The organism is Mesorhizobium sp. M1295, assembly GCF_040318135.1.
Lineage (GTDB): Bacteria > Pseudomonadota > Alphaproteobacteria > Rhizobiales > Rhizobiaceae > Mesorhizobium.
In genome coordinates this window covers 92759-117107 of record NZ_JAMYLU010000001.1, presented here as the reverse complement: position 1 = coordinate 117107, position 24349 = coordinate 92759, and the positions used below count along the sequence as shown (strand labels likewise).

Below are 24349 nucleotides of genomic sequence, written 5' to 3'. Positions count from 1 at the left end.
AGCGGATTGGGTTTTACGCCTTGCTTTCGGCCGCCGGTATTTCCTCGGCCTCTGCTGACGCCCTCCCCGCCGGCTTTGTTCGGCTGGCCGACATCGATCCCAGTATCCGGCAGGATATCCGCTATGCCGGCCTCGAAAACTTCCTGCATCGCAAGGTATGCGGTTACGATGCGCCGGTATGCGTCCTCACCAGCCAAGCGGCGCAAGCGCTTTCCGCAGTGCAGAAAGCGATTGCTGCCGGAGGGCTGACGCTGGTCGTGTTCGACTGCTACCGCCCTGCGCGTGCTGTCTCCGACATGGGTGACTGGACAAAAACGAGCGGACCACCGGACCCGCAATGGTACCCAAAGGTCAAGCGCAAGGATCTCATCGCCAAGGGCTATATCGGCGAACTGTCCACCCATTCGCGCGGATCGACGGTCGATGTCGCCATCACGCGAGCGGACCGCAAGAGCGCTCCGAAACCGGCCTGCGGCGCGACCGATGCCGACACGCTGGATTTCGGCACCGGTTTCGACTGTTTCGATCCGACGAGCGAAACGGCTCACCGACCGATCGCCAGTGAAGCGGCGGCAAACCGCAAAAAACTTGTCGAGGCGATGCGCGCCGGCGGCTTCAAGAATTACGCACGCGAATGGTGGCACTTCACGCTGGAAAACGAGCCGTTTCCAAGAGAGCGCTTCAACTTTCCCGTCACCGCCGAATAGTCCGCCAAAACCTCGTTCGGACGCGACGCCGCCATTGCCGAAGAGCTAGCCGTCTCTAGATAATCGCGTCGGGAGCGCAGGTCCCGTGCAAGGGAAAATAGTTCCTCCCATCGCCGAAAGTAGGCGAAAAATTGCTTCAATAGGCCAAAAAAGGCAACATTGAATGCATCTAAATTCTATCAATTCGGTAGATTTGGCGCGAGTTCAACGGAGGCGGAAATGACCAAACCTCATTTCAGGAAACTGCTCGGCGCACTGGTCGCCACATCGGTCCAGTTCGGCACGCTCGGTTTCGCGTTTGCCGACACCACCATTCTCAACGTGTCCTATGACCCGACGCGTGAGCTCTACAAGCAATTCGATGAGGCCTTTGTCGCCCACTGGAAGGCCGAGACAGGCGAGACGGTGACCATCCAGCAGTCGCATGGCGGATCCGGCGCCCAGGCGCGCGCCGTGATCGACGGGCTCGACGCCGACGTGGTGACGCTGGCGCTCGAAGGCGATATCAACGCCATTGTCTCGAAAACGAAGAAGATCAATCCCGACTGGCGGACGAAATTCGAAAACAATTCGGCGCCTTACACCTCGACCATCATCTTCCTCGTCCGCAAGGGAAACCCCAAGGGCATTCATGATTGGGGCGATCTGGTCAAGGATGACGTCCAGGTGATCACGCCCAATCCGAAGACCTCCGGCGGCGCGCGCTGGAACTATCTTGCCGCCTGGGCCTATGCCAGCGCCAAGGATGGCGGCGACGAGGCCAAGACCAAGGGATTCGTTGGCAATCTCTATGCGCATGTCCCGGTTCTCGACACCGGTGCGCGCGGCGCCACCGTGACCTTTGCGCAAAAAGGGCTAGGCGACGTGCTGCTCGCCTGGGAAAACGAGGCCTATCTGGCGCTCGACGAGTTCGGCGCTGACAATTTCGATATCGTCTACCCGCCGACCTCGATCCTGGCCGAGCCGCCGGTCGCAGTGGTCGACGCCAATGTCGACGCCAAAGGCACACGCAAAGTTGCCGAAGCCTATCTGAGCTACCTCTATTCCAAGGAAGGCCAGACGATCATCGCCAAGAACCATTATCGCCCTTCGAAGCCCGACCTGGTGCCGGCGGAGGACCTGGCCAAGCAGCCTGAGATCAAGCTGGTCACCATCGACGACCCACTTTTTGGCGGCTGGAAGAAGGCACAGCCTTATCATTTCGGCGACGGTGGTATATTCGACCAGATCTATAAGCCGGCCCAGTAGCATTTAGATCAGGACGACATGACCACAGCACCCGCCAAGGCGGGGTGGCGGTTCAGGCAGCCGAGCGTCATTCCGGGTTTCGGATTGACGCTCGGCTTCTCGCTTGCCTACCTCACCCTCATCATCCTCATTCCCCTGTCCGGGTTGATCTGGCGCTCGGCGGCGCTCGGCTGGACCGACTTCTGGGCGATCGTCACCGACCGCCGCACCATCAACGCGCTTGAAATCAGCTTCGGCACCGCCTTCATTGCCGCCGCCGTCAACGTCGTCTTCGGCACGATCGTCGCCTGGGTGCTGGTGCGCTACAGCTTTCCCGGCCGCCGCATCGTCGATGCCATGGTCGACCTGCCCTTTGCGCTGCCGACGGCGGTTGCCGGCATCGCGCTGACCACGCTTTACGCACCGAACGGCTGGATCGGCAGCCTGCTGACGCCGCTCGGCATCAAAGTCGCTTATACGCCACTCGGCATTGTCATTGCGCTGATCTTCATCGGGCTGCCCTTCGTCGTGCGCACCGTGCAGCCGATCATGGAGGAGATCGACAAGGAGGTCGAGGAAGTGGCCGCAACGCTCGGCGCCAATCGCTTCCAGATCATCAGCCGCGTCCTGCTTCCCGGACTGGCGCCGGCCATCGTCACCGGTTTCGCGCTGGCCTTCGCGCGCGGCGTCGGCGAGTACGGCTCAGTCATCTTCATCGCCGGCAACCTGCCCTATAAATCCGAGATCGCACCGCTTCTGATTGTCATCAGGCTCGAGGAATATAATTACGCTGCGGCGACAGCGATCGCGGCGATCATGCTGGCGCTGTCCTTCGTGATGCTGCTGGTCATCAACCTGGTGCAGACGTGGAGCCGCAAGCGCTATGGCTGACCCGGAGATCAAATCCTACGCGCCGCACCACGAAAGCCAGTCGCCGGCGGTGACCGAAAGCCGCACGGCGAGAACCGTGCTGATGATCGTGACCTTTGCCTTCCTCGGCATTTTCCTGCTCTTGCCGCTGATCATCGTCTTCAAGGAAGCTTTCGCCAAAGGCATCGAGGCCTACACACAGGCGCTGTCGGAACCGGATACGCGCTCGGCGATCCGCCTGACGCTTCTGGTCGCGGCGATCTCGGTGCCGCTCAACGTCGTCTTCGGCATTTCCGCCGCCTGGGCGATTGCCAAGTTCGAGTTCAAGGGCAAGGCGTTCCTGACCACGCTGATCGACCTGCCGTTTTCGGTCTCCCCGGTCATTTCCGGCCTGGTCTATGTACTCCTCTTCGGCGCGCAAGGCCTGCTCGGTGCCTGGCTCAAGGCGCATGGCATCGTCATCCTGTTTGCCGTGCCGGGCATCGTGCTGGCCACCATCTTCGTCACCTTCCCCTTCGTCGCCCGCGAATTGATCCCGCTGATGCAGGAGCAGGGCAATGGCGACGAGGAGGCGGCCCTGTCGCTCGGCGCCAATGGCTGGCAGGCGTTCTGGTACGTGACGTTGCCTAACGTCAAATGGGGATTGCTCTACGGCGTACTGTTGTGCAATGCCCGCGCCATGGGTGAGTTCGGCGCGGTCTCGGTGGTGTCCGGCCACATACGCGGGTTGACCAACACCATGCCGCTGCATGTCGAAATCCTTTATAACGAGTACAATGCCGCCGCCGCCTTTGCCGTCGCTTCGCTGCTTGCCGGCCTGGCGCTCGTCACACTGGTCTTGAAAACACTTCTCGAGATGCGCTACGGCGCCGAGATCGCCGCGACGCGCGGACACTGACAAAATGCATGTCGCCCAAAAGTGGGAACCGGTTTTGGGATAACGACATGCATCAACTACAAAAGGGATTTGTATGGAAGTTCGCGTTGCCAACGTGCGCAAGGAGTTTGAGCGGTTTCCGGCCCTTCACGACGTTTCGCTCGACATCAAGTCGGGTGAGTTGATCGCGTTGCTGGGGCCATCCGGTTCCGGCAAGACGACGCTGCTCAGGCTGATTGCCGGGTTGGAGCGGCCGACCCGCGGAAAGATCTTCTTCGGCGAAGAGGATGCCTCGCAAAAGTCGATCCAGGAGCGCAATGTCGGCTTCGTCTTTCAGCATTACGCGCTGTTTCGCCATATGACGGTCGCCGACAATATCGGCTTCGGACTCAAGGTCCGGCACGGGCCGTCACGCCCGTCGGCGAAGGAAATCCGCCGCCGCGCCTCGGAACTCCTCAACCTCGTTCAGCTTTCCGGTCTGGAAAAACGCTATCCGGCGCAGCTTTCGGGCGGCCAGCGCCAGCGCGTGGCGCTGGCCCGCGCCATGGCGATCGAACCGGCCGTGCTTTTGCTCGACGAGCCGTTCGGCGCGCTCGATGCCCAGGTGCGCCGCGAACTGCGCCGCTGGCTGCGCGACATCCACGACGCCACCGGCCACACCACGGTCTTCGTCACCCATGACCAGGAAGAGGCGCTGGAGCTTGCCGACCGCGTCGTGGTGATGAGCCAGGGCCGCATCGAGCAGGTTGGCACCGCCGACGAGATCTACGACACGCCGAACTCGCCCTTCGTCTATGGCTTCATCGGCGAATCGAGCTCGATCCCGGTCAAGGTCGAGGACGGCCAGGTCTGGATCGCCGACCGGCCGATCGGGCTTTCCGCGCCGCACGCACCGCAAGGTGAAGCGACGCTGTTCTTCCGCCCGCACGACGTCGATCTGGTGGAAGAATGCAACGGCTGCATCGCCGGCACGGTTGTCGCCAGCCGCCGCGTCGCCGGCACCAGGCGGGTCGAGCTCGAAATCGGCGGCGAACGCCAGCGGGTCGAGATCGAGTTGCCAGTCGACCATCCGGCGGCGCAGAAAAGCCGGGTGGCTTTCAGGCCGCGGCGCTGGAAGCTTTTTCCGGCTGCTTGATCCTCTTTTAGGCGCTACACCAGCCAGTTCTCGACCTTCAGGCCTTTGATCCGGTTGAACTCGCCGGTGTTGGCGGTCACCAGGGTAGTTCCCAGTGCATAGGCGTGGGCAGCAATAAAAAGGTCGTTTTGGCCGATGGTCTGGCCCCTGCCTTCCAGCTCTGCGCGAATCGCGCCGTACTCGGCATCTACCGGCACATCGAGCGGCAAGACAGGAATCTCAGCCAGCAATTCCTCGACCTTCTTGAGCAACTTGGCCGACTCTTTCCTGGCGCAGCCATATCGCAGTTCCGAGGCGACCACGATGCTGGTACACACGGCGGCGTCTCCCACGCGCAGGGCGGCGGCGGCGGCTTTCCCGGCCGGATTTCGGATCATGTCGCTGATAATGTTCGTGTCCAGCATGAACCGCATCAAAAAAATTCCTCGGATTTGACAGGCATATCCTCGACTTCGGGAAAGTCCTCCTCGGAACCGGGGGGCGGCTCTTTCGCCCATTGCGCGAGCAGCGCCGTGAGGCCGGGTTTGCGAACCGGCTCGATGATCAGGCGGTCGCCTTCACGACTGATCAAGACCTTTTCGCCGGGAAGTTCGAACTCGACAGGAATGCGCACCGCCTGACTGCGATTGTTACGAAACAGCTTCGCCTCTTTCGGCGGGGTTGTTGAATGGCGGCGTTGAGGCATGACGATAGCTCCTTGTATATACCATTTGTATATGCCAGACCGCGCGGCGATGCAATCGCCATCGCGTTGGCCGGCCGGGAACCATCGTGCACGCCGACGGCATCGGCACCGCTGCCAAGCTGCCCGGAAGACTCTGCCTGAAAGAAAAAACTAGAAATCCTCCACAGCGGGAATATTTCTTCTATCGACAACGTGGAGCGGCCGCTCTGCCTGCCTCGTCGCGCACAATGCCTTGCCGCTATAGTCCGGCAATAAGCGCACGCATTGGAGCCTTGTTTTCATGAAGCGATTTTTGCTTGGCGTCGCCACATTGGCCGGCCTGTTCCTCGCATCCTCCCAAGCCTGGTCGGCCGACAAATTGCTGAACGCTTCTTACGATGTCGGCCGCGAGCTGTTTGCGCAGGTCAACAAGGCGTTCGTCGCCGGCCACCCAGGCGTCACCATCGATCAGTCGCATGCCGGGACGTCTGCGCAGGCACGTGCCATCGCCGAGGGCCTCGGCGCCGATGTGGTCACCTTCAACCAGGTCCTCGACATCGACTTCCTGGTCAGGAAGGGTCTCATCTCCGCGGATTGGCAGAAAGATTTTCCCGACAACGCCTCGCCCTTCTATTCGCTGCCCTCCTTCCTGGTGCGCGCCGGCAATCCGAAGCACATCAAGGATTGGAACGATCTCGTGCGCGACGACGTCCAGGTGATCTTCCCCAATCCGAAAACCTCCGGCAATGCCCGGTACACCTACCTTGCGGCCACCGCCTACGCCAAGGAAGCCTTCAAGGGCGACGACGCCAAGGTGAAGGAATTCGTCACCAAGCTGTTCAACAACGTACCGATCTTCGACAGCGGCGGACGCGCCGCGACCACCACTTTCGTGCAGCGCGAGATCGGCGACGTGCTGATCACCTTTGAGTCGGAAACGCGCGGCGTCCGCAAGGAGTATGGCGAGGACAAATTCGAGCAGGTGACGCCCTCGGTCAGCCTTTTGGCCGAGTTTCCGGTGGCGATCGTCGACACGATCGCCGACGAGCATGGCACGCGCGACCTCGCCAAGACCTATCTCGACTTCCTTTATACGCTGGAGGGCCAGGACATCGCCGCCCGCAACGGCCTGCGGACCCGCGACGCGACGGTCGCCGCCAAGTACAAGGCTGAGTTTCCCGATGTCCGCCTATTGACGGTGCAGGATGTCTTTGGCGGCTGGGCCAAGGTCCAGGCCGAGCATTTCGCCGCTGGCGGCCTGCTCGACCAGACTTACGGCAGCCGCTGACGTCTGCAACCTCGTGAACTGATTGAAAGCGGGCGTTTGCCGGCTTTCTTCATTTGCTCGCCGAAAACGTGGCCTCCGCCCGTTCCGGACGCCCGCCCTCCAAAACGTTACGAAGAATCAACGCGTTTGCGCGCAATATGTCTTCGGGCGGCCTGTCTGCGCGAACGGCATCGCACGGCCAAACCGTCATTATTTGCACACAAACAGCCGCCAGATGCGGGTGGTTGGGGCTTAATGGGTTGACTCGGGCATGCTTACCAAAAAAGGCAAATACGGCCTCAAGGCTCTCGTGCATCTGTCCGGCCTGCCGGTCGGCCAGCTCGCATTCGTCAACGACATTGCGGTCGCCAACAACATCCCCAAGAAATTCCTGGATGCCATCCTGGGCGAGTTGCGCAATGCCGGCTTCGTCCAGAGCCGCAAGGGCAAGGAAGGCGGTTACCGCCTCGCCCGTCCCGCTTCCGAAATCAAGATCGGCCATGTCGTGCGTGTCCTCGACGGGCCGCTGGCGCCGATCCCTTGCGCCAGCCGCACACAATACCAGCGCTGCGAGGATTGCGACGAGGCGACCTGCCAGGTCCGGCACATGATGCTGGAGGTGCGTCAGGCGATCGCAGAGGTGCTGGACAACCGCAGCCTCGCCGCCATGCGCGACGCCGACAATGACGATTTCCCGGTCGAGCTGACGTCGCAGATTTAAATCTAGCATCAGGCCGGGCGCTTCACCGCCCCTAGCGGCGAGCGTGCCACTACCGGCGTCGACTGGATGATCGCCGTATTGGTCATCGCATGGGGAATGATCCGGTCGATCACCCGCTCGAGCTCGGCGACCGAGCCGACATGCGCCAGCGCGATGAAACAGTCTTCGCCGGTGACCCGGTCGCATTGGGCGATTTCCGGCAGGTCGCGGATGATTTCGGCCACGACGGCGAGTTGCCCCGGCACCGGCCTGATGCGCAGCCATGCCGACAGCTTCATGCCGAGCGCGGCCGGATTAATCCGCACCGTATAGGCCTCGATCACGCCGCTTTCCTGCAGCCGCTTGATGCGCTCGGCGACGCTCGGCGCCGACAGGCCGACTGAGCGCGCCAGTTCGGCAATACTGGTGCGCGCATCCTCCTCCAGCAGGCGCAGGATTTTTAGATCCGCCGGATCCAGATCGGTATTTTCATTTCGAAGGCGTTTCAGCGGAATACTCCTTGCTTTCGAAAAGGGAATAGCCGCAATGCCCGGCCATCATCCATATCAACGGCAAAAATCGCCTGCGATACTGACCCCATGGAAGATCGGACGCAAGCCCCAGCAGCAAGTCCGGCACTCGCCGGCCCGGCTTTTACCTTGGCAAGCTCGGTGCCGCCCCATCTGTGGTTCGGCGTCAGCGCCGTGTTCCACTATCTCGGCCCCGCTTTCGCAGTCCTGCTTTTCTCGCATGTCGGCGTGCTCGGCATGGCGTGGCTGCGCATCGCCACCGCGGCACTGGTCTTTGCCCCGCTGACCCGACCATGGGCGGTCTTCGCCCGCGCCGATCGCTCGACGCGGTTGTTGCTTGTGGGTTTCGGCGTCTGCCTTGGGGTGATGAATTGCTCGTTTTACCTGGCGCTCGACCGGCTGCCGATCTCGCTGGTAGCGGCGATCGAATTCGTCGGCACCATCGGCGTCGCGCTTGTCGGCCTCAGAAGCCCGCGCAATCTCGCCGCCCTTGCAATCGCCGTCGCCGGCACCTTGCTGCTCATCGACGTCAAATGGTCGAGCGATCCTGTCGGCCTGTTCTGGGCCTTCCTCAATGGCGCGCTGTTCGTCTTCTATATCGTGCTCGGCCACCGCGTCGCGCGCGCCGACGCTGGCGATGGCATCGCCGGGCTGGGTGCCGCCATGGCGGTCGCCCTTCTCGTCGTTCTGCCGATCGGTCTTGCCGATGCGCTGCCGGCGTTCTCGACGCCGCCGCTGCTGCTTGCGGCGGTCGGTGTCGGCATCTGCTCGTCGGTCATTCCCTATATTTGCGACCAGCTTGCCATGTCGCGGCTGCCGCGCTCCAGTTTCGCGCTGATGCTGTCATTGCTTCCGGTTACCGCGACGTTTATCGGCGTCATCGTGCTGCGGCAGGTGCCGAGCCTCACTGACTGCCTCGGCATCGCGCTGGTGGTGGCCGGCGTCGCCCTTCACAAACCGGCGCTGGCGCCCGCCTGATCAGGCCAACTTCTCCTTGAGGAAAGCGATCGTCCGCCCCCAGGCGAGGTCAGCCGCCTTCTTGTCGTAACGGGCCGCCGATGTGTCGTTGTTGAAGGCATGGTTGGCGCCTTCATAGACATAGACCGAATATTCGATATGGGCCGCGTCGAGTTCCTTCTTGAAGGCGTCGATGCCGGCATTGGTGCGGGTGTCGAGCCCGGCATAATGCAGCATGAGCGGCGCCTTGATCTTCGGCACGTCCTCGGCCTTCGGCTGCATGCCGTAATAGGCAACGGCGGCTGCAAGATCCGGCGCGTTGACGGCCAGCATGTTCACCGTGCCGCCGCCCCAGCAGAAGCCGACGGCGCCGACCTTGCCGTTGCCGTCCTTGTGGCCTTTGAGGTAGGCGACCGTTGCGACGGCATTGGTGGCGACCTGTGCTGGATCGAGCTGGGAAAACAGGTCACGTGCCCTGTTTTCATCGGCCGGCGTGCCGCCGAGCGGTGTCATGAAGTCCGGGGCAAGCGCCACGAACCCCTCCAGCGCCACGCGCCGCGCCACGTCGCGAATATGCGGGTTGAGCCCCCGGTTTTCGTGCACGACGATGACCGTGCCCAGCCTGCCGGTCTGACCCGCCGGCTTGACCAGATAACCCTTCATCTCGCCGCCGCTGCCTGGATAGCTGATGTCCTCGCCTTTCACGCGCGGATCGTTTTCCGCGACGATTGCCGCCTGGGCCGAATTCGCCGCCAGCAGCGGCGCGATCGCGGCCGCTGCCGCACCCGACCCGGCAAGCCTGGTCAACTGCTCCATGAAGCGCCGCCGGTCGAGCGTCAGATGCGTGTATTCATCATAGGCATCGATCATCGCCTGGGTAATGACAGGCTTGGCGGGGCCGGCAGGTGTTGTCATGGCGCGCTCCTAGGTCTTCGGCCCCCGGCAGCAACATAGGGTCGAAGCCTGGCTGGTCCAGTCACGGCTGAGTGAGGGCTGCCATAAGTCTCTGCACGATGGCCTTGATGCCGCGTTGGTCCAGCAGGCCGAGACAGCCGCCGGCCCGCAGCTGACCAACGAGGTACTTGCATCGGTACCCGACCTGAAAGGGCATCTCGGGCTCTGAGGAACTTCTCTATTTCGGCAGCGTATAGGCCATCACATAATCGCCCGGCTTGGTGCCGACCGAGCCGTGGCCGCCGGCAACGATGACGACGAACTGGCGTCCGTCGGCTACCGTGTAGGTCATCGGTGTCGACTGCCCGCCGGCAGGCAGCCGCGCCTGCCAGAGCTGTTTGCCGGTCGTCAGGTCATAAGCGCGCACATAGTCGTCGACCGCCGCACCGAGAAAGGCGACGCCGCCGGCAGTGATCATCGGCCCGCCAATGCCCGGCACGCCGACCTTGAACGGCAGCGGCAGCGGCGTCATGTCGTAGACGGTGCCGTTGCGATGCTTGTAGACGATCTTGCCGGTCCGAAGGTCGGCGCCGGCCACATAGCCCCACGGAGGCGCCTGGCAGGGAATGCCGAGCGGCGACAGGAATGGCTTCAATATCACTGCGTAAGGCGCACCGTCATTGCGGTTCAGGCCTTGTTCGCTGCCCTTGGTATCGCCCGGCGGCGGCACGTCGGCGCGCGGCACCAATTTGGAGATGAACGCCAGGTATGTCGGCATGCCGAACATCACCTGCCGGACCGGATCGACTGCCACGCCGCCCCAGTTGAAGGTGCCGAAATTGCCAGGATAGATCAGCGAGCCTTGCAGCGACGGCGGCGTATAGCGGCCCTCATACCGCAGCTTCCGAAGCTCGATCCGGCAGGCCAGCTGGTCGAACATGGTGATGCCCCACATATCCGCGCCGGTCAGTGGCTTCGGACTGAAGCTGAGGTCCGAGACCGGCTGCGTCGGCGAGGTATGGTCGCCTTCGATCGCGCCGCCCGGCGCCGGCACTTCCTTGACCGGAACGATCGGCTCGCCGCTGCGCCGGTCGAGCACATAGAGGTCGCCCTGCTTGGTCGGCCCGACCAGCGCCGGCACCACACCACTGGCCGTGGTTATGTCGACCAGCGTCGGCTGCGCCGGCACGTCCATGTCCCAGAGATCGTGATGCACGGTCTGCCGCACCCAGCGCAATTGTCCGGTGTTGAGATCGAGCGCGGTGATCGAGGAAGAGAATTTCTCGTCATTGGCGCTGCGTCCGGCGCCGAGCTGGTCCGGCGTCTTGTTGCCGAGCGGCACATAGAGCAGGCCGAGCTTCTCGTCGGCGCTCGCCGTCGACCACATATTGGGCGAGTTGTTGGTGTAGGTCTGGCCCGGCGGCAGCGGCGTCGTCTGGTCCGGATTGCCGGAATCCCAATTCCATAACAGCGCGCCGGTGTCGGCATCGTAGGCACGGATGACCCCGGACGGCTCCTGCGTCGAATAATTGTCGTTGACCGCGCCGCCGACGATGATCTTGTTGGCGACGATCAGCGGCGCGGAAGTCGAATAGTAATAGCCCGGCTTCGGATATGGCATGTTGGCGAGCAGGTTCAGCGTGCCGCCCTCGGCAAATGTCGGACAGACCTGGCCATTCGCCGCGTCGAGCGCGATCAGCCGGGCGTCCGATGTCGGCAGATAGATGCGCGTGGCGCAGGGCTGGCCGGCGGCGATCTTGGCATCGGCATAGTAAGCCACGCCGCGGCAGGTCTGGTGCTGGCGGTCCTTGTTGAGCTTGACCTGCGGATCGAAACGCCATTTCTCCTTGCCGCTCGCGGCATCGATGGCGATGGCGAAATTATGCGGCGTGCAGATGTAGAGCGTGTCGGCGATTTTCAGCGGCGTCACCTGATAGGTCGTCTCGCCGATGTCGTCGGGCCCTTTCACGTCGCCGGTGCGATAGGTCCAGGCCGGCTGCAGATTGGCAACGTTTTCGGGGGTGATCTGGTCGAGCGGCGAATAGCGCTGGCCATATTGCGTGCGACCGTAATAGTGCCATTCGCCGGCCGGCACATTGCCGCCGAGTTCGGCCGTCGGCGTCACCTTGTCGGTGTTGAGTTGGCCGGCAATATCCTTTGGGTCCGTCGTCATCGAATAACCGGCGACGCCGAGCGATGCCAGCACCGCGAGGATCAGCGGCGCTCGTCCGTCGGGACCGGTAAGCCCGCGCCGCGCCCATGGCGTCAATAGCCACAGCGCGACAAGCACGATGATGCCGCCGCGCGGGCCGAGCTCCCACCAGTCGAAGCCGGTTTCCCAGACAGCCCAGGCGAGCGTGCCGAGCACGATCGCCGCGTAGAGCCACAGCGCCGTGGATCTGCGCCTGTAGAGCAGCCAGGCAGCGATCAGGAAAGCTATGCCGGCGATGACGTAATACCAGCTGCCGCCCAGCGTCACGAGCCAGATGCCGCCGCCGCCAAGCGCCAGGCCGATGAGGAAAAGGATCAGGGAGGTGATGACCACAGCCAAGACGGTGCTCCTTCGACTGGTGCGCTCCGCGACGCGTCCATGGGCAACCCCGCATTGCGTGCCTGCCCCCACGCAACTTTCTCCGGCCCGCTTCCCCTGTCAAGCAAGCTCGGCGTTTTACGGCGTCGACCCACGGCAAGCTCGGCGTTTTGGTTAGCGGACCCATTCAGATTGTGAGTCTACCGACTGGACAGAGAACAAAACGGAGACACTTCTGGCCTTTCGCTGCCGAATCACTACATTCGGGGAGAGATGTCCGGCTTTTCGGAAGACATGCCCTTTTTTGACGAACCGAACGCGCGGCCCGTGGCCCCGTCGGGCATCGCCGCGCGCGCCATGGCTGCCCGCAGCAATCAAAACAACGCGCCCGATTATCTCAACGGCCTCAACCCCGAGCAGCGGCTGGCGGTGGAAACCACCGAAGGCCCGGTGCTGGTGCTGGCCGGCGCCGGCACCGGCAAGACGCGCGTCTTGACCACCCGCATCGCCCACATCCTTGCCACCGGCAAGGCCTTCCCTTCGCAGATCCTCGCCGTCACCTTCACCAACAAGGCGGCGCGCGAGATGAAGCAGCGCATCGGCCTGTTGATCGGCGAAGGCAATGTCGAGGGCATGCCGTGGCTCGGCACCTTCCACTCGATTGGCGTGAAGCTGCTGCGCCGACATGCCGAGCTGGCCGGGCTCAAATCCGACTTCACCATTCTCGACACCGACGATGTCGTGCGGCTGATCAAACAGCTCATCCAGGCGGAAGGGCTGGACGACAAGCGCTGGCCGGCCAAGCAGTTCGCCCAGATGATCGACGGCTGGAAGAACAAGGGCCTCGGTCCCGCCGACATCCCCGAGGGCGATGCCCGTGCCTTCGCCAACGGCAAGGGCCGCGAACTCTACAAGGCCTATCAGGAGCGGCTGCAGACGCTGAATGCCTGTGACTTCGGCGATCTCCTATGTCACCCGATCCGCATCTTCCGCGCCAATCCGGACGTGCTGAAGGAATACCACAAGCGCTTCCGCTACATCCTCGTCGACGAGTACCAGGACACCAACACCGCACAGTACATGTGGCTGCGCCTGCTGGCCCAGCGGCCTCAAGGCAAGCCAATCTCCCCCCTCGCGGGGGAGATTGGGCGCTCTTCGGCCGAAGGCCGCAAGCCCGACCGGGCGTCGGCCGGCCAGGCCGCCCCCGCGGAGGCCAGCGAGCGAAGCTCGCGCGCGGCCGTGAGCGAAAGCAAAGTTAACATCTGCTGCGTCGGCGACGACGACCAGTCGATCTATGGCTGGCGCGGCGCCGAAGTCGACAACATCCTGCGCTTCGACAAGGATTTCCCCGGCGCCACCATCATCCGGCTGGAGCGCAACTACCGCTCGACCGCGCACATCCTCGGCACCGCCTCGCATCTCATCGCCCACAATGAGGGCCGCTTCGGCAAGACGCTGTTTACCGAGAAGATCGCCGAGGACGACGAGAAGGTGCATGTCCACGCCGCCTGGGATTCCGAGGAGGAGGCCCGCGCCGTCGGCGAGACCATCGAGGCCTACCAGCGCCAGAAGCACAATTTGAACGATATGGCGATTCTCGTCCGCGCGTCTTTCCAGATGCGCGAATTCGAGGACCGCTTCGTCACGCTCGGCCTCAACTACCGCGTCATCGGCGGCCCGCGCTTCTATGAGCGGCTCGAGATCCGCGACGCGCTGGCCTTCTTCCGCGTCGTCGCGCAAGGCGCCGACGACCTCGCTTTCGAGCGCATCGTCAACGTGCCGAAGCGCGGGCTTGGCGAGGCCACCATCCGCCAGATCCATGATACCGCCCGCGCCCTTCGCATCCCGATGCTGGAGGCGGCGGCAAAACTCGCCGAGAGCGACGAGCTGAAGCCGAAGCCGCGCGCCGCACTTCGCGAGGTCGCCGCCAATTTCGAACGCTGGCAGAAGGCTCTGGAAACCACCCCGCATACCGAGCTCGCCGAGACCATTTTGGAGGAGAGCGGCTACACCGACATGTGGAAGAACGACCGCTCGGTGGAAGCGCCCGGCCGGCTCGAGAACTTGAAAGAACTGATCCGCTCCATGGAGGAGTACGAATCGCTGCGCTCCTTCCTCGAACATGTCGCACTCGTCATGGACGCCGAGCAGAACGCCGAGCTCGACGCCGTCAACATCATGACGCTGCATTCGGCCAAGGGCCTCGAATTCGAGACCGTCTTTCTGCCTGGCTGGGAGGAGGGCCTGTTCCCGCATCAGCGCGCACTCGACGAGGGCGGCCGCTCCGGCCTGGAGGAAGAGCGCCGCCTTGCCTATGTCGGGCTGACCCGCGCCAAGAAGAACCTGCATTTGTGGTTCGTCTCCAACCGCCGCATCCATGGCCTCTGGCAATCGACTATCCCGTCGCGCTTTCTCGACGAACTGCCGGAAGCCCATGTCGAGGTCGCCGAAAGCGGCAACTCCTATGGCGGTTACGGCAACGCCTATGGCGGTGGTTCTTTCGCCTCCGGTCGTGGTGGCCAAGGGGCAGGAAGACAGAACCCCTACGGGGCGTCGCGCTTCGACAACATTGGCGGCAATTCCGGCGCCGAGAAATCCGGCGCTTTCTCCAACACCTATGCGACGCCGGGCTGGCAGCGCGCTCAAGCGAACCGCACCGAGGCGACCGACCGCAATTGGGGCACGCGCTCCGGTCACCAGGTCGAGCGCATCGGCTATGGCGAAACCGACTCGGGCTACGGTGCCGGCCGCACCTCGATCAAGGGCCGCACCATCGACGGCGAGCTGGTCGCCAAATCCGTCGCCGACACGCCCTCCCCCTTCAGCGTTGGCGACCGCGTCTTCCACCAGAAATTCGGCAACGGCAACATCTCGGCCATCGAAGGCAACAAGCTGACCATCGACTTCGACAAGGCCGGCCAGAAACGCGTGCTGGACGGGTTTGTCACGGGGGTTTGAGGCCGCCGGTCACCGATACCGCGCTTGGTTCCACTTATGGCCGAGCAGCGACAGGATAATGATCAGCCCGTTGAAGAACTGGACGTAGAAGCCGCTCAGTCCCGCCGCGACGACGCCGGTCTGGATGAAGGACACCGTAACCGCGCCGATCGCGCCGCCGACGACGGTGCCGATGCCGCCCCAGGTCGGCGTGCCTCCGACGAACACCGATGCCAGCACCGGCAGCAGGTATCCGTCGCCCGCCGTCGGCCACCAGGTGAAGTTGATCATTACCGAGAACGTGCCGGCGATCGCCGCGCCGATACCGACGAAGACGAACACTTTCACCCTGACGCGCTTGACATCGATGCCCATCTGCTGGGCGCTGTCGGGATTGTCGCCGACCACCTTGACCTGGGCACCGAAGCGATGGCGGTTGTAGAGCAGCGCCGACAGCACGACGAAGGCGATGGCCCAGAATATCTGCACCGGGATGCCGTAAAGCTGGCTGGAGAAGATCTTGTAGGCCCAGCTGTCGGCAAGGCCGGTCAGCGCGGTCGACCTGCCCTCGTTGATGATCTGGATCAGGCCGCGCAGCAGGAAATTCATGCCGAGCGTGGCGATCAGCGACGACAGCCCGCCATAGACGACCAGCGAGCCGACCAGGAAGCCGAGCAGCATGCCGGTGACGATTGCGGCGGCGATGCCGAGGAACGGGTCGTAGCCGGCCTGCACGACCAGCGCGAACACCCATGAGGCAAAGCCCATCGTCGCCGGAAACGACAGGTCGATCTCGCCACAGGTGACGACGAAGACCAGCGGCACCACCACGAACAACGCCACCGGCAGCGTGGTCAGCACGGAACTGTAAAGATACCAGGTGGTGAAGACCGTCGGATTAGCGATCATGAACACCGCCATCATAACGATGAACACGGCCAACGTGCCGAGTGCGGCGCGGTTGTCGAGGATGAACCCGCGCAGCCAATTGTCGGACGGGTGTCTCCACTCTTTCCCGGCGGTTTCGCCATGCGTGGTGCCGAGGGGGCTCTGCAGATCGGGTTCCATGGTCTTGCTCATCGTGCCGCCCTCTCCGTATCGCCCGCGTCGTGCAATCCCGGCAATCCGCTGGGGTGGGCGACGTCTTCCATGAAATTGATCAGATCCTCGGCCGACTTGACCTCGCTCCGGTCGGCGGTGAGCGCGACCTTTCCGCGGTCCAGCACCACGAAGCGATCGGCGATGTCGAAGACGTGGTGGATGTTGTGGCCGATGAACAGGATCGAGCGTCCGCTCGCCCGCACCTGGCGCACGAAGTGGAAGACCTTGGCGGTCTCGGTCAGCGATAGCGCGGTCGTCGGTTCGTCGAGGACTATCAGCTCCGCCTTCTTATAGATGGCCCGCGCGATCGCCACGCCCTGGCGTTCGCCGCCCGAGAGCTGGCCGACGATCGACTGTGGCGTGAACACTTTCGAGGTGAAGCCGATCTCGCGCATCAGCCGGCTCGCCTCCGCGATCTCCTTGTTGACCTTCAGCCAGCCAAGCCAGCCGGTGAGTTCGCGGCCCATGAAGATATTGCGCACGATCGTCTGCTGCACGGCGAGCGCCCGGTCCTGGAACACCGTTTCGATGCCGGCGTCGCGCGAGCGCGCAGGGTTCCATCCGGTCACCGGCTTGCCGCGGACGAGAATCTCGCCGCTGGTCGGCTTGACCACGCCAGACAGGATCTTGATCAGCGTCGACTTGCCGGCGCCATTATCGCCGATCAGGCCGACCACCTCGCCGCGATCGACGCTAAGATTGACCCCACCCAGCGCATAGACCTGGCCATAGGACTTGCTGATGTCGCGCAGTTCTATGATGCGTTCGGCCATGGCGATCCTCGCTTGATTTTCGCGTGCCGGCCTTTTCGCCGGCGGTCCCGCCGGCCGGGCTCGATCCCGGCCGACGGCTTGGGAGGTCAGCGCAGCGCCTGCTTGGCGAGCTCGGCGACGATCTCGTAATTCTGTGGCGTGACGAAACCGGCGCCGGTGTCGACGTTCATCGGCGCCAGACCCAGCACCACTTGCTGGCAGAGGCTGAGGATCGGCAGATATCCCTGCAGGAACGGCTGCTGGTCGGCCGTCAGTTGCACCCAGCCGCCCTTGAAGCCCTCGACGATCTGCGGGCTGGTGTCGAAGCCGAAGTTGAAGATATCGCCCGGCTTCCTGCCCGCCGCCTGCATGTAAGTCGGTACGTTGCCCAGCATCTGCCCGCCGGGATAGCCAACCGCCTTGACGTCGGGATTGTTGAGCAGTGCCGCGGTGATCACCGGAATGGCCAGATTGGGGTCGGAAGCCCATTCGCCGCTTGGCGGCGAGGAGAGCTGTATGACCTCGACGCCCGCTTCCTTGAGGGCAGCGACAGTGCCGCGCTCGCGCGCGCCGCGGCTCTCGTTTTCGAACGGGCCGATCATGATCGCCTTGTCGCCGGCCTTGAGCCCGGCCAGCTTGACCGCCTCGGCGCCGAGCGCGCGGCCCTGCTGCTCCTGCTGGGCGCCGACATAGCCGCCGCCGAACGCCGCCGTGACCGTCGGCACCGGCACGTTCTGGTACATCATCTTGATACCGTCCTTGTGTGCCTGTTCGGCCAGCGGCATGATCGAAGCGTCGCCGGGGTGGCCCATCATGGCGATGCCTTGGGGCTTGACCGCGACAGCCTCGCGCAACTGCTGCACCATCTTCTCGACATCCCACTGGGAAAAGATGTAGTCGACCTTCGGCCCGAGATCGGCCGCCGCCTGCTTGGCACCATTATAGACGATCGTGCCGAAGGCATCGCCCTCCGCCCCGCCGACGAAGAAACGGATATGGACATCCTTGCACCACTGGGCATCGAGCGCCTGCGCCGGCAAGGTCGAGAGTGCGGCGGCGAGCGCCATCGCGGCCGCCGCGACGGTCGAGCGCAGAACTGTCCTTCTCATCGTAATGCTCATGCACTTATCCTCCCTTTGTTCCCTCGCTAACCGAGGGGTTTCGACGATCGCTTCGGCAAGGCGCCGCAATCTTTCCCTGGCCGGCACCTCCCGCCGGCCGAGTTCTCACACCGGGTTCGGCAGGTAGCTCGCGCCTCCCCGGCATTGTTGGAGATAATCCAGCGCACGCGCCTGGCCGGTGATCTCGAGATCGCCGCGATAGACCGGGTCGTGCCAGCCCTCGATGTCGATGGCGCCCTTGTAGCCGGCCAGCCGCAGCTCGCTGATCACCCTTGTCCAGTCGCTGTCGCCGAAGCCCGGCGTGCGCATCTGGACGAACGGCAGGCGACCGAACACGCCATGTTCGCGGATCACGTCCCAGCGCACCGTCGCGTCCTTGCCATGGACGTGGAAGATGCGCGGCGCCCATTTGCGGATCTGCGGGATCGGATCGATCAGGTAGACCAGCTGGTGGCAGGGCTCCCACTCCAGGCCGAGATTGTCGTCCGGCAACTCGTTGAACATCAACTCCCAGGCGTCCGGATTGTGGGCGATGTTCCAGTCGCCGCTGGCCCAGTTGCCGTCCATGGCGCAGTTCTCGAACGCGATGCGCACGCCCTTGTCGGCGGCGCGCCTGGCCAAGGGTCCCCAGACCTCGCGGAAACGCGGCAGGCTGTCGGGCAGCGGCTTGCCGCGAATGCGGCCGGTAAAGCCGCTGACCATATTGGTGCCGAACAGATGGGCGTCGTCGATGATCGTTTCCCACGCCTGGAGCACGCCGCGATCGATCTCGCCGCTCTCCAGCGGATTGCCGAACACGCCGATCGACGAGACGATGACATCGGCATCGCCGATCGCCTCGCGGATCTCGCCCGCCAGCCGCGGAATGTCCTTGCCGCCCAGCGTCTGCCAGAAGAACGGCTGGATGCTCTCGAAGCCGAGCGGCAGGATCTGCCTGACATAGGCGGCCGGGTCGTCGAGATTGGCCCGCACCATTGTGCCGATCCTGATGTCGAGCAGCGGGTTTGGCATCATGATCCTTCCTGTGCAGCGATGGCGACCCGGCGCCCGGTCTCGGCGCTCTCGATCGCAGCGAAAACCATGGCCAGGCTCTTGATGTTGTCGGCGCCGCGCGTCTCCGGCTCGGTGCCGGTTTCGACGGCGCGGACGAAATCCTGGATGATGCCGAGATGGCCGCCGACGCGATCGGCCGGGTCGAGCGGCGGCACGGCGATCGGTTCGGTGCGGTCGAACAGGCCTTCACGGACCGGCCGCACGACTTCCGCCTTCAGCCCATCCTCGCCGTCCCAGACAATGCTGCCGCGCTCGGCGACAATACGCCATGTACTGTCCCAACTGGTACGGAAGCCGGCCGCGCACCAGCTGCCGGCATAGGTGAACAGCTTGCCGCCGCCGAGGTCGAAGCTTGCGGTTGCCGACGACCCTTGCCGATACCAGGAATTGGCCGGCTCCCACTCCTGGCAATGGACACCGGCCGGCTCGCCGGCCACCATGTAGCGGGCGGCATCGAATGTGTGGATCGCCATATCGAGCAGCAGCACATGGCGCATCTCTTCGCGAAAACCGCCGAAATGCGGCGCAACGAAGAAATCGGCGTGGATGCTGGTCGCAGCACCAATGACGCCGGAAGCGAGAAAGCGCCGGATGCGCCTGACATTGGCGACATAGCGGCGGTTCTGCACGACGGCATGGATGCGCCCGGCGCTGCGGGCGGCCTCGACAATGGCACGCGCATTGCCCGGGCTGTCGGCCAGCGGCTTTTCGGTCAAGAGGTGGCAATGATGGGCAAAGGCGGAAAACGCGACCTCGCGGCGGGCGGCGGGAACCACCACGTCGAATACCGCGTCGGGCCTGGTCTGGTCGAGCACGGCGTCGAGGTCGGTTCCGATGACAGCGCCGGAAAGCTCGTATTCGCGCGCCCTCGCCCGCGCCCTTTCGGCGTCGATATCAACCAGGCCTACAATGGCGAGCCCGTCGATCTGCCTGGCCGCATCGAGCCAGGCCTTGCTCATCGCTCCGCAGCCGACCAGGACGACATTGATCATCCAGTGTTCCTCCCTCTCGGCCCCCTCCAGACCGATCCTCACGGCATTCACGGCAGGGCCGTGAATGTTTTTCCGTAAACGTTTACGAGAACACACCCGATGGCGTAGAATGTCAATTGGCCGGTTGCGAAAAATCGTGGTGTCGGCTTGGCCCGGAGAGCAGCCGGTGCTAGCCAAGCAAGGGGGAGAACTGTCCTTTGGCGTCCAGCATTCACGACCTTGCGCGTCACCTGAACATTTCGATCGGCACGGTGTCGCGCGCGCTCAACGGTCGCGCCGACGTCAATGCCGACACACGCCAGCGCGTGCTCGATGCGGCCAAGAAACTGAACTATTCACCGAACCAGTCCGGCCGCAGCCTGCGGCGCGGCGCCACCCATTCGATCGCCTTCATGCTGCAGCCGCATCCGGGCGACCAGGAGTATGGCGAGCCGTTCTTCATTCCATTCCTGACCGGGCTGCAGGCCAAGCTCGCCGAAAGCGGGCTCGACCTGATCGTGGTGATGGGCGCGCCAGGCGACTATCAGCAGGAGCGCCTGCGCCGTGTCGTCGAGACCCGCCGGGCCGATGCCGTGGTGCTGGCCTGGACGCGGCGCGAAGACGAGCGCATCGACTATTTGACCCAGGCCGGTTTCCCGTTCGCGACGCTCGGCCGCAGCCGTTCCGGCGGCGATGCCTACCCCTCGCTCGACCTCGACTTCGAAAAAGCCGGAGCTGACGCCGTCGATCGTCTCGTCGCGCGCGGCCACCGGCGCATCGCCGCCATCCGCCCGTCGCTCGACCTCAATTTCGGCTATCTGTTCCTCGCCGGCTATCGCAAGGCGTTGCGGCGGCACGGCATCGAATTCGACCCCGAGTTGATCGCCGACGGCTTCATCAACGAGGCCGGCGGCTACGCGGTGACACCGAAGGTCATGCGCTCCAAGGACCCGCCGAGCGCCATCATCTTCAACAACGACGCGATGGCGCTTGGCGGCTGCAAGGCTCTGGCCGAGGCGGGAATCAAGCCCGGCCACGACATCGCGGTGATCGTCATCGTCGACACGCCGCTCTGCCGCTATTTTTCGCCGGCGCTGACCGGCTTCCGCCCGGCGCTGGAGCCGATGGGCGAGCGGCTGGCCGAAATGCTGCTGGCATCGATTCCGGCCTTCGCCGGCACCGAAGGCGCCCGCATCATCCGCGAAGTCTGGCCGCTGGAGCTTATCGCGCGCGACAGCGATTGAGCGCGGCGGTCACCGAGCAGGTTCAGATTGATCAAGGCCCGCCGCGCTCGCGCTCCGGCGTTGCAACCAGCAAGGCCGCTGCGGCATTGGCGGCGGCAAGTGCCGCCTCGACAGGCTGCCCACGCGCAAGCCCCGCCGCGAAGGCGCCAACGAATTCGTCGCCGGCACCGTGGGTGCTGATGACCTTCACCGGCATCGCAGGCAAGGCGAACGCCTGGCCGTCGCGGTCGCGATAGGCGACCCCCTCCCCGCCGGCGGTGACGATGGCAGCCGGGTAGGAGCCGACGAGCATACCGGCCGCATTCGCAGCACCCTCGAGCGTGTCGACGACCGGAACACCGGCCAGGAATTCCGCCTCGATGGCGTTGACGATGACGATGTCGGTGAGCGCGATCAGCTCGGCGGACAGTTTCCGGGCGGGTGCGGCGTTGAGGAGGACGCGGCCGCCTTGCGCCTTCACCGCCCGCGCCGCGGCGATATTGGCGGCTTCCGGCACCTCGTTTTGCAGCAGCAGCACCGCCGTTTGCGCGATCAGCTCGGCCGCCTCCGCAATGTCCTTTTCGCTGAGAGTGAGGTTGCTGCCCGAGACGATCACCGCGCCATAGTCGCCGCTGTCGTCGAAAATCGCTACGCTCATGCCCGAGCCGGCGCCGGAAGCCTCCCGCACGGAGCGCCGGTCAACGCCCCAGCGATCGAGATTGTCGAGAAGCGTGCGGCCGAAATCGTCATCGCCGACAGCTCCGATCATTGCCGCACGCACGCCGGCCCGCGCTGCCGATACCGCCTGGTTGCCGCCCTTGCCACCGCATTTTGGATGCCAGGCATGACCGGTCACCGTTTCGCCCTTGCGTGGGCGATCGGGGGCTTCGACCATGATGTCGTAATGCAGGCTGCCGAATACGGTGACCAGCGGCGGGGAAGCCGTCATGTGCCCTTGACTTTCACGAGCCGCTGCCTTTCATGAGTTCTTGTCTTTCCGTTTCGACGTCACCGCGGACATGGTGCGGCCGAGATTGCGCTCCGCCGCCTGGTAGTCGCGTTGCGCCACCGCGACGAACAGCGCGTCGAGGATGTTGAGCTGGGCAATGCGCGCCGCGGCGTTCTCACCCATCAACGGCGAGCCTTGCGCGGTCGAGCAGAGCACGATGTCGGCGACGGCTGCCAATGGCGAGTTATCGTAGTTGGTGATGGCCAGCGTGCGTGCGCCGCTTTTGCGCGCAAGCTGTATAGCGTCGATGACGGCGCTGGTGTTGCCGGAATGCGAAAAGCCGACGGCGATGTCGTCGGCGCCGAGCAGCGAGGCCGACATCAGCATCATGTGCGAATCGTCGTAAACGGAGGTGCGGATGCCGATGCGCAGGAATTTGTGCGAGACATCGCGTGCGATCTGCGCCGAACCGCCGACGCCGTAGAAATCGCGGTTCCTGGCGCGGTAAAGCAGATCGGCGGCGCGGTCGAAATCGTCCATGTCGAGGATGGCGAGCGTCTCCTCCAGCGCCTGGATGGAGGTGCGGAACACCTTCTGCACGATTTCCGCCGAACTGTCGTCCACCGACAGTTCCTGATGCATCTCGGCGGTCGGCAGGCGGCTGTATTCATAGACCGCCGTGCGAAAGTCACGATAGCCGGAAAAACCCAGCTTCTTCGCGATCTTGACCACCATCGCCTCTGAGACGCCGGCCTCCTCTGCGATCTGCTTGAGCGGGATAGTCTCGTCGAAGCCGCGCCTGCCGAAGACGGTTTCCACCACCTTCGCCTCGAGCGGCGTCAGATGCGGCATCATCATGCGGATGCGCGGCCCTACTGCTTTCAGATCCAGCCCGGTCAATGTCATCCACGTCCCCTCGTCACGCGATCGATAAGCATCGCGGCGAGGATTATAAGGCCAGTTGCCAGGAGCTGATAGAAGGACTGCACGTTCATCAGCGTCAGGCCATTGCGCATGCTGCCAAGGATGACGGCACCCAGGATTGTGCCGACGACGCTGCCCTTGCCGCCCATCAGCGAGGCACCGCCGATCGCCGCCGCTGCTATGGCGTCGAGCTCCCAGAGATTGCCGAGAATGGGTTCGGCCGCACCCAACCGGCCGATCAGGATCTGTGCGGCAAGCGCCGCCAGCAGGCCCGAGATCATATACGCGGCGATCTTGGTGCGGGCGATCGGCACGCCGGCTATATAGGCCGCTTCCTCATTGCCGCCGACGGCGAGCAGATATTCGCCGAACGGCGTCTTCTTGAGGATGATCCAGGCAATCAGCGCGACCACGGCCACGATAATGACCGCCAACGGCAATCCGAACAGCGAGCCATTGAAGATGGCACGGAAGCCGGCAGGCAGGCCGAGCACCGGATTGCCGCCGGTATAGATCAGCGCCAGCGCCCGGTAGGTGCTGAGCGTTCCCAGCGTGACGATGAAGGGCTGCAGCCCGACATAGGCGACCAGCACGCCGTTGAGCAGGCCGCAGGCGAGGCCGATGGCAAAGCCGGCGGCGATGGCCAGAGGAAACGGCACGCCGGCAACCAGCATCGAGGCCGAGATGACGGCCGAAAGGGCTGCCGTCGGCCCGACGGACAGGTCGATGCCGCCCGAGATGATGACCAGCGTCATGCCCAACGCCAGGCAGGCATTGATGCTCGACTGCTGCAGGATGTTGATCAAATTGCGCTCGGCAAAGAAGCCGGGGACCAGCGCCCCGAAGACAGCGAGGATCACCACCAGGCCGATCAGCGTGCCAGCGTCGCGCACCGAAAACCGGTGCAGGAAATCTGCGCTTGGGCGCGCTGCTGTGTGTTGGGTTATATCGGTCATCCGC

The 24349-nt window shown here is 63.9% G+C and carries 23 protein-coding genes; 10 read left to right on the top strand and 13 right to left on the bottom strand.

The annotated features are described in order from the left end of the window. Positions 1-20: 20 nt before the first annotated feature. From NKH29_RS00560 to NKH29_RS00540, 5 genes are all read left to right on the top strand, one after another. On the top strand, positions 21-707 hold the full coding sequence (locus tag NKH29_RS00560) for a M15 family metallopeptidase (RefSeq protein WP_352908870.1): 687 nt from the start codon (positions 21-23) through the stop codon (positions 705-707). Positions 708-926: 219 nt separating this feature from the next. Beyond that, a complete protein-coding gene (locus tag NKH29_RS00555; protein ID WP_023720879.1) occupies positions 927-1955 on the top strand; it encodes a sulfate ABC transporter substrate-binding protein in 1029 nt (342 codons plus the stop codon). 18 nt (positions 1956-1973) lie between these two features. Further along, positions 1974-2825: a sulfate ABC transporter permease subunit CysT gene (cysT, locus tag NKH29_RS00550; protein ID WP_023720880.1), complete on the top strand. Its 852-nt coding sequence runs from the start codon at positions 1974-1976 to the stop codon at positions 2823-2825. Further along, entirely contained in the window at positions 2818-3702 is an 885-nt protein-coding gene (cysW, locus tag NKH29_RS00545; protein WP_023720881.1) for a sulfate ABC transporter permease subunit CysW, read from the top strand. The genes cysT and cysW overlap by 8 nt, the downstream gene beginning before the upstream one ends. Positions 3703-3775: 73 nt before the next feature. Beyond that, positions 3776-4816 (top strand): sulfate/molybdate ABC transporter ATP-binding protein, encoded by a 1041-nt coding sequence (locus NKH29_RS00540; protein ID WP_352482922.1) that lies wholly within the window; start codon positions 3776-3778, stop codon positions 4814-4816. A gap of 14 nt (positions 4817-4830) precedes the next feature. Here the strand turns inward: NKH29_RS00540 and NKH29_RS00535 are convergent, their stop codons facing one another. Together NKH29_RS00535 and NKH29_RS00530 are read right to left on the bottom strand one after the other, a co-directional pair. Beyond that, entirely contained in the window at positions 4831-5229 is a 399-nt protein-coding gene (locus NKH29_RS00535) for a type II toxin-antitoxin system VapC family toxin (RefSeq protein WP_023721147.1), read from the bottom strand. Next, a complete protein-coding gene (locus NKH29_RS00530; protein WP_023721148.1) occupies positions 5229-5501 on the bottom strand; it encodes an AbrB/MazE/SpoVT family DNA-binding domain-containing protein in 273 nt (90 codons plus the stop codon). Before NKH29_RS00530 ends, NKH29_RS00535 begins: the two co-directional genes overlap by 1 nt. Positions 5502-5781: 280 nt before the next feature. On the opposite strand from NKH29_RS00530, the gene NKH29_RS00525 reads away from it, so the two are divergent. Both NKH29_RS00525 and NKH29_RS00520 read left to right on the top strand, forming a co-directional pair. Continuing rightward, complete coding sequence (locus tag NKH29_RS00525) at positions 5782-6768, top strand: sulfate ABC transporter substrate-binding protein (protein ID WP_352482918.1); 987 nt, start codon at positions 5782-5784, stop codon at positions 6766-6768. A gap of 250 nt (positions 6769-7018) precedes the next feature. After that, positions 7019-7468, top strand: a complete 450-nt coding sequence (locus tag NKH29_RS00520) for an RrF2 family transcriptional regulator (RefSeq protein WP_006202816.1) — start codon at positions 7019-7021, stop codon at positions 7466-7468. Positions 7469-7476: 8 nt separating this feature from the next. Here NKH29_RS00520 and NKH29_RS00515 read toward each other — a convergent pair whose 3' ends face one another. Then, a complete protein-coding gene (locus NKH29_RS00515) occupies positions 7477-7956 on the bottom strand; it encodes an Lrp/AsnC family transcriptional regulator (protein WP_352483074.1) in 480 nt (159 codons plus the stop codon). Positions 7957-8046: 90 nt separating this feature from the next. Between NKH29_RS00515 and NKH29_RS00510 the strand changes: the two genes are divergently transcribed. Further along, positions 8047-8955: an EamA family transporter gene (locus NKH29_RS00510; RefSeq protein WP_352482917.1), complete on the top strand. Its 909-nt coding sequence runs from the start codon at positions 8047-8049 to the stop codon at positions 8953-8955. On the opposite strand, the gene NKH29_RS00505 is transcribed toward NKH29_RS00510, so the two are convergent. Continuing rightward, a complete protein-coding gene (locus NKH29_RS00505) occupies positions 8956-9849 on the bottom strand; it encodes a dienelactone hydrolase family protein (RefSeq protein ID WP_352788511.1) in 894 nt (297 codons plus the stop codon). A gap of 217 nt (positions 9850-10066) precedes the next feature. After that, complete coding sequence (locus tag NKH29_RS00500; RefSeq protein WP_352495137.1) at positions 10067-12379, bottom strand: glucose/quinate/shikimate family membrane-bound PQQ-dependent dehydrogenase; 2313 nt, start codon at positions 12377-12379, stop codon at positions 10067-10069. Between the two features lie 252 nt (positions 12380-12631). Here NKH29_RS00500 and NKH29_RS00495 point away from each other — a divergent pair, with 252 nt between their 5' ends. Continuing rightward, positions 12632-15316, top strand: a complete 2685-nt coding sequence (locus tag NKH29_RS00495) for an ATP-dependent helicase (RefSeq protein WP_352639759.1) — start codon at positions 12632-12634, stop codon at positions 15314-15316. 9 nt (positions 15317-15325) lie between these two features. Here NKH29_RS00495 and NKH29_RS00490 read toward each other — a convergent pair whose 3' ends face one another. The 5 genes from NKH29_RS00490 to NKH29_RS00470 all read right to left on the bottom strand — a co-directional run bounded on the left by NKH29_RS00490 (position 15326) and on the right by NKH29_RS00470 (position 20314). Further along, complete coding sequence (locus NKH29_RS00490; protein ID WP_352589930.1) at positions 15326-16375, bottom strand: ABC transporter permease; 1050 nt, start codon at positions 16373-16375, stop codon at positions 15326-15328. Beyond that, positions 16372-17169: an ATP-binding cassette domain-containing protein gene (locus NKH29_RS00485; RefSeq protein WP_352589927.1), complete on the bottom strand. Its 798-nt coding sequence runs from the start codon at positions 17167-17169 to the stop codon at positions 16372-16374. The genes NKH29_RS00490 and NKH29_RS00485 overlap by 4 nt, the downstream gene beginning before the upstream one ends. Before the next feature lie 86 nt (positions 17170-17255). Beyond that, complete coding sequence (locus tag NKH29_RS00480; RefSeq protein ID WP_352589924.1) at positions 17256-18269, bottom strand: substrate-binding domain-containing protein; 1014 nt, start codon at positions 18267-18269, stop codon at positions 17256-17258. A gap of 105 nt (positions 18270-18374) precedes the next feature. Then, complete coding sequence (locus NKH29_RS00475) at positions 18375-19283, bottom strand: sugar phosphate isomerase/epimerase family protein (RefSeq protein WP_352998793.1); 909 nt, start codon at positions 19281-19283, stop codon at positions 18375-18377. Continuing rightward, a complete protein-coding gene (locus NKH29_RS00470) occupies positions 19280-20314 on the bottom strand; it encodes a Gfo/Idh/MocA family protein (protein WP_352482907.1) in 1035 nt (344 codons plus the stop codon). Before NKH29_RS00470 ends, NKH29_RS00475 begins: the two co-directional genes overlap by 4 nt. A 197-nt stretch (positions 20315-20511) precedes the next feature. Here NKH29_RS00470 and NKH29_RS00465 point away from each other — a divergent pair, with 197 nt between their 5' ends. Continuing rightward, positions 20512-21537, top strand: coding sequence for a LacI family DNA-binding transcriptional regulator (locus tag NKH29_RS00465; RefSeq protein ID WP_352589918.1), 1026 nt, complete (start codon positions 20512-20514; stop codon positions 21535-21537). A 31-nt stretch (positions 21538-21568) separates the two neighbouring features. Here NKH29_RS00465 and NKH29_RS00460 read toward each other — a convergent pair whose 3' ends face one another. Genes NKH29_RS00460 through NKH29_RS00450 form a run of 3 tightly spaced genes read right to left on the bottom strand, consistent with a single transcriptional unit; the run spans position 21569 to position 24345 of the window. Next, complete coding sequence (locus NKH29_RS00460) at positions 21569-22465, bottom strand: ribokinase (protein WP_352857849.1); 897 nt, start codon at positions 22463-22465, stop codon at positions 21569-21571. Positions 22466-22495: 30 nt separating this feature from the next. Beyond that, positions 22496-23371, bottom strand: a complete 876-nt coding sequence (locus NKH29_RS00455) for a MurR/RpiR family transcriptional regulator (protein ID WP_023721163.1) — start codon at positions 23369-23371, stop codon at positions 22496-22498. Beyond that, positions 23368-24345 (bottom strand): ABC transporter permease, encoded by a 978-nt coding sequence (locus tag NKH29_RS00450; RefSeq protein ID WP_352855203.1) that lies wholly within the window; start codon positions 24343-24345, stop codon positions 23368-23370. Before NKH29_RS00450 ends, NKH29_RS00455 begins: the two co-directional genes overlap by 4 nt. Between the last annotated feature and the right edge of the window lie 4 nt (positions 24346-24349).

Bases quoted from the DNA above. Each gene is read 5' to 3' on its own strand.
- NKH29_RS00555 (WP_023720879.1), top strand. From the start codon at position 927: ATGACCAAACCTCATTTCAGGAAACTGCTCGGCGCACTGGTCGCCACA.
- cysT (WP_023720880.1), top strand. From the start codon at position 1,974: ATGACCACAGCACCCGCCAAGGCGGGGTGGCGGTTCAGGCAGCCGAGC.
- cysW (WP_023720881.1), top strand. From the start codon at position 2,818: ATGGCTGACCCGGAGATCAAATCCTACGCGCCGCACCACGAAAGCCAG.
- NKH29_RS00540 (WP_352482922.1), top strand. From the start codon at position 3,776: ATGGAAGTTCGCGTTGCCAACGTGCGCAAGGAGTTTGAGCGGTTTCCG.
- NKH29_RS00535 (WP_023721147.1), bottom strand. From the start codon at position 5,229: ATGCGGTTCATGCTGGACACGAACATTATCAGCGACATGATCCGAAAT.
- NKH29_RS00530 (WP_023721148.1), bottom strand. From the start codon at position 5,501: ATGCCTCAACGCCGCCATTCAACAACCCCGCCGAAAGAGGCGAAGCTG.
- NKH29_RS00525 (WP_352482918.1), top strand. From the start codon at position 5,782: ATGAAGCGATTTTTGCTTGGCGTCGCCACATTGGCCGGCCTGTTCCTC.
- NKH29_RS00520 (WP_006202816.1), top strand. From the start codon at position 7,019: ATGCTTACCAAAAAAGGCAAATACGGCCTCAAGGCTCTCGTGCATCTG.
- NKH29_RS00510 (WP_352482917.1), top strand. From the start codon at position 8,047: ATGGAAGATCGGACGCAAGCCCCAGCAGCAAGTCCGGCACTCGCCGGC.
- NKH29_RS00505 (WP_352788511.1), bottom strand. From the start codon at position 9,849: ATGACAACACCTGCCGGCCCCGCCAAGCCTGTCATTACCCAGGCGATG.
- NKH29_RS00495 (WP_352639759.1), top strand. From the start codon at position 12,632: ATGTCCGGCTTTTCGGAAGACATGCCCTTTTTTGACGAACCGAACGCG.
- NKH29_RS00490 (WP_352589930.1), bottom strand. From the start codon at position 16,375: ATGAGCAAGACCATGGAACCCGATCTGCAGAGCCCCCTCGGCACCACG.
- NKH29_RS00485 (WP_352589927.1), bottom strand. From the start codon at position 17,169: ATGGCCGAACGCATCATAGAACTGCGCGACATCAGCAAGTCCTATGGC.
- NKH29_RS00480 (WP_352589924.1), bottom strand. From the start codon at position 18,269: ATGAGCATTACGATGAGAAGGACAGTTCTGCGCTCGACCGTCGCGGCG.
- NKH29_RS00475 (WP_352998793.1), bottom strand. From the start codon at position 19,283: ATGATGCCAAACCCGCTGCTCGACATCAGGATCGGCACAATGGTGCGG.
- NKH29_RS00470 (WP_352482907.1), bottom strand. From the start codon at position 20,314: ATGATCAATGTCGTCCTGGTCGGCTGCGGAGCGATGAGCAAGGCCTGG.
- NKH29_RS00460 (WP_352857849.1), bottom strand. From the start codon at position 22,465: ATGACGGCTTCCCCGCCGCTGGTCACCGTATTCGGCAGCCTGCATTAC.
- NKH29_RS00455 (WP_023721163.1), bottom strand. From the start codon at position 23,371: ATGACATTGACCGGGCTGGATCTGAAAGCAGTAGGGCCGCGCATCCGC.
- NKH29_RS00450 (WP_352855203.1), bottom strand. From the start codon at position 24,345: ATGACCGATATAACCCAACACACAGCAGCGCGCCCAAGCGCAGATTTC.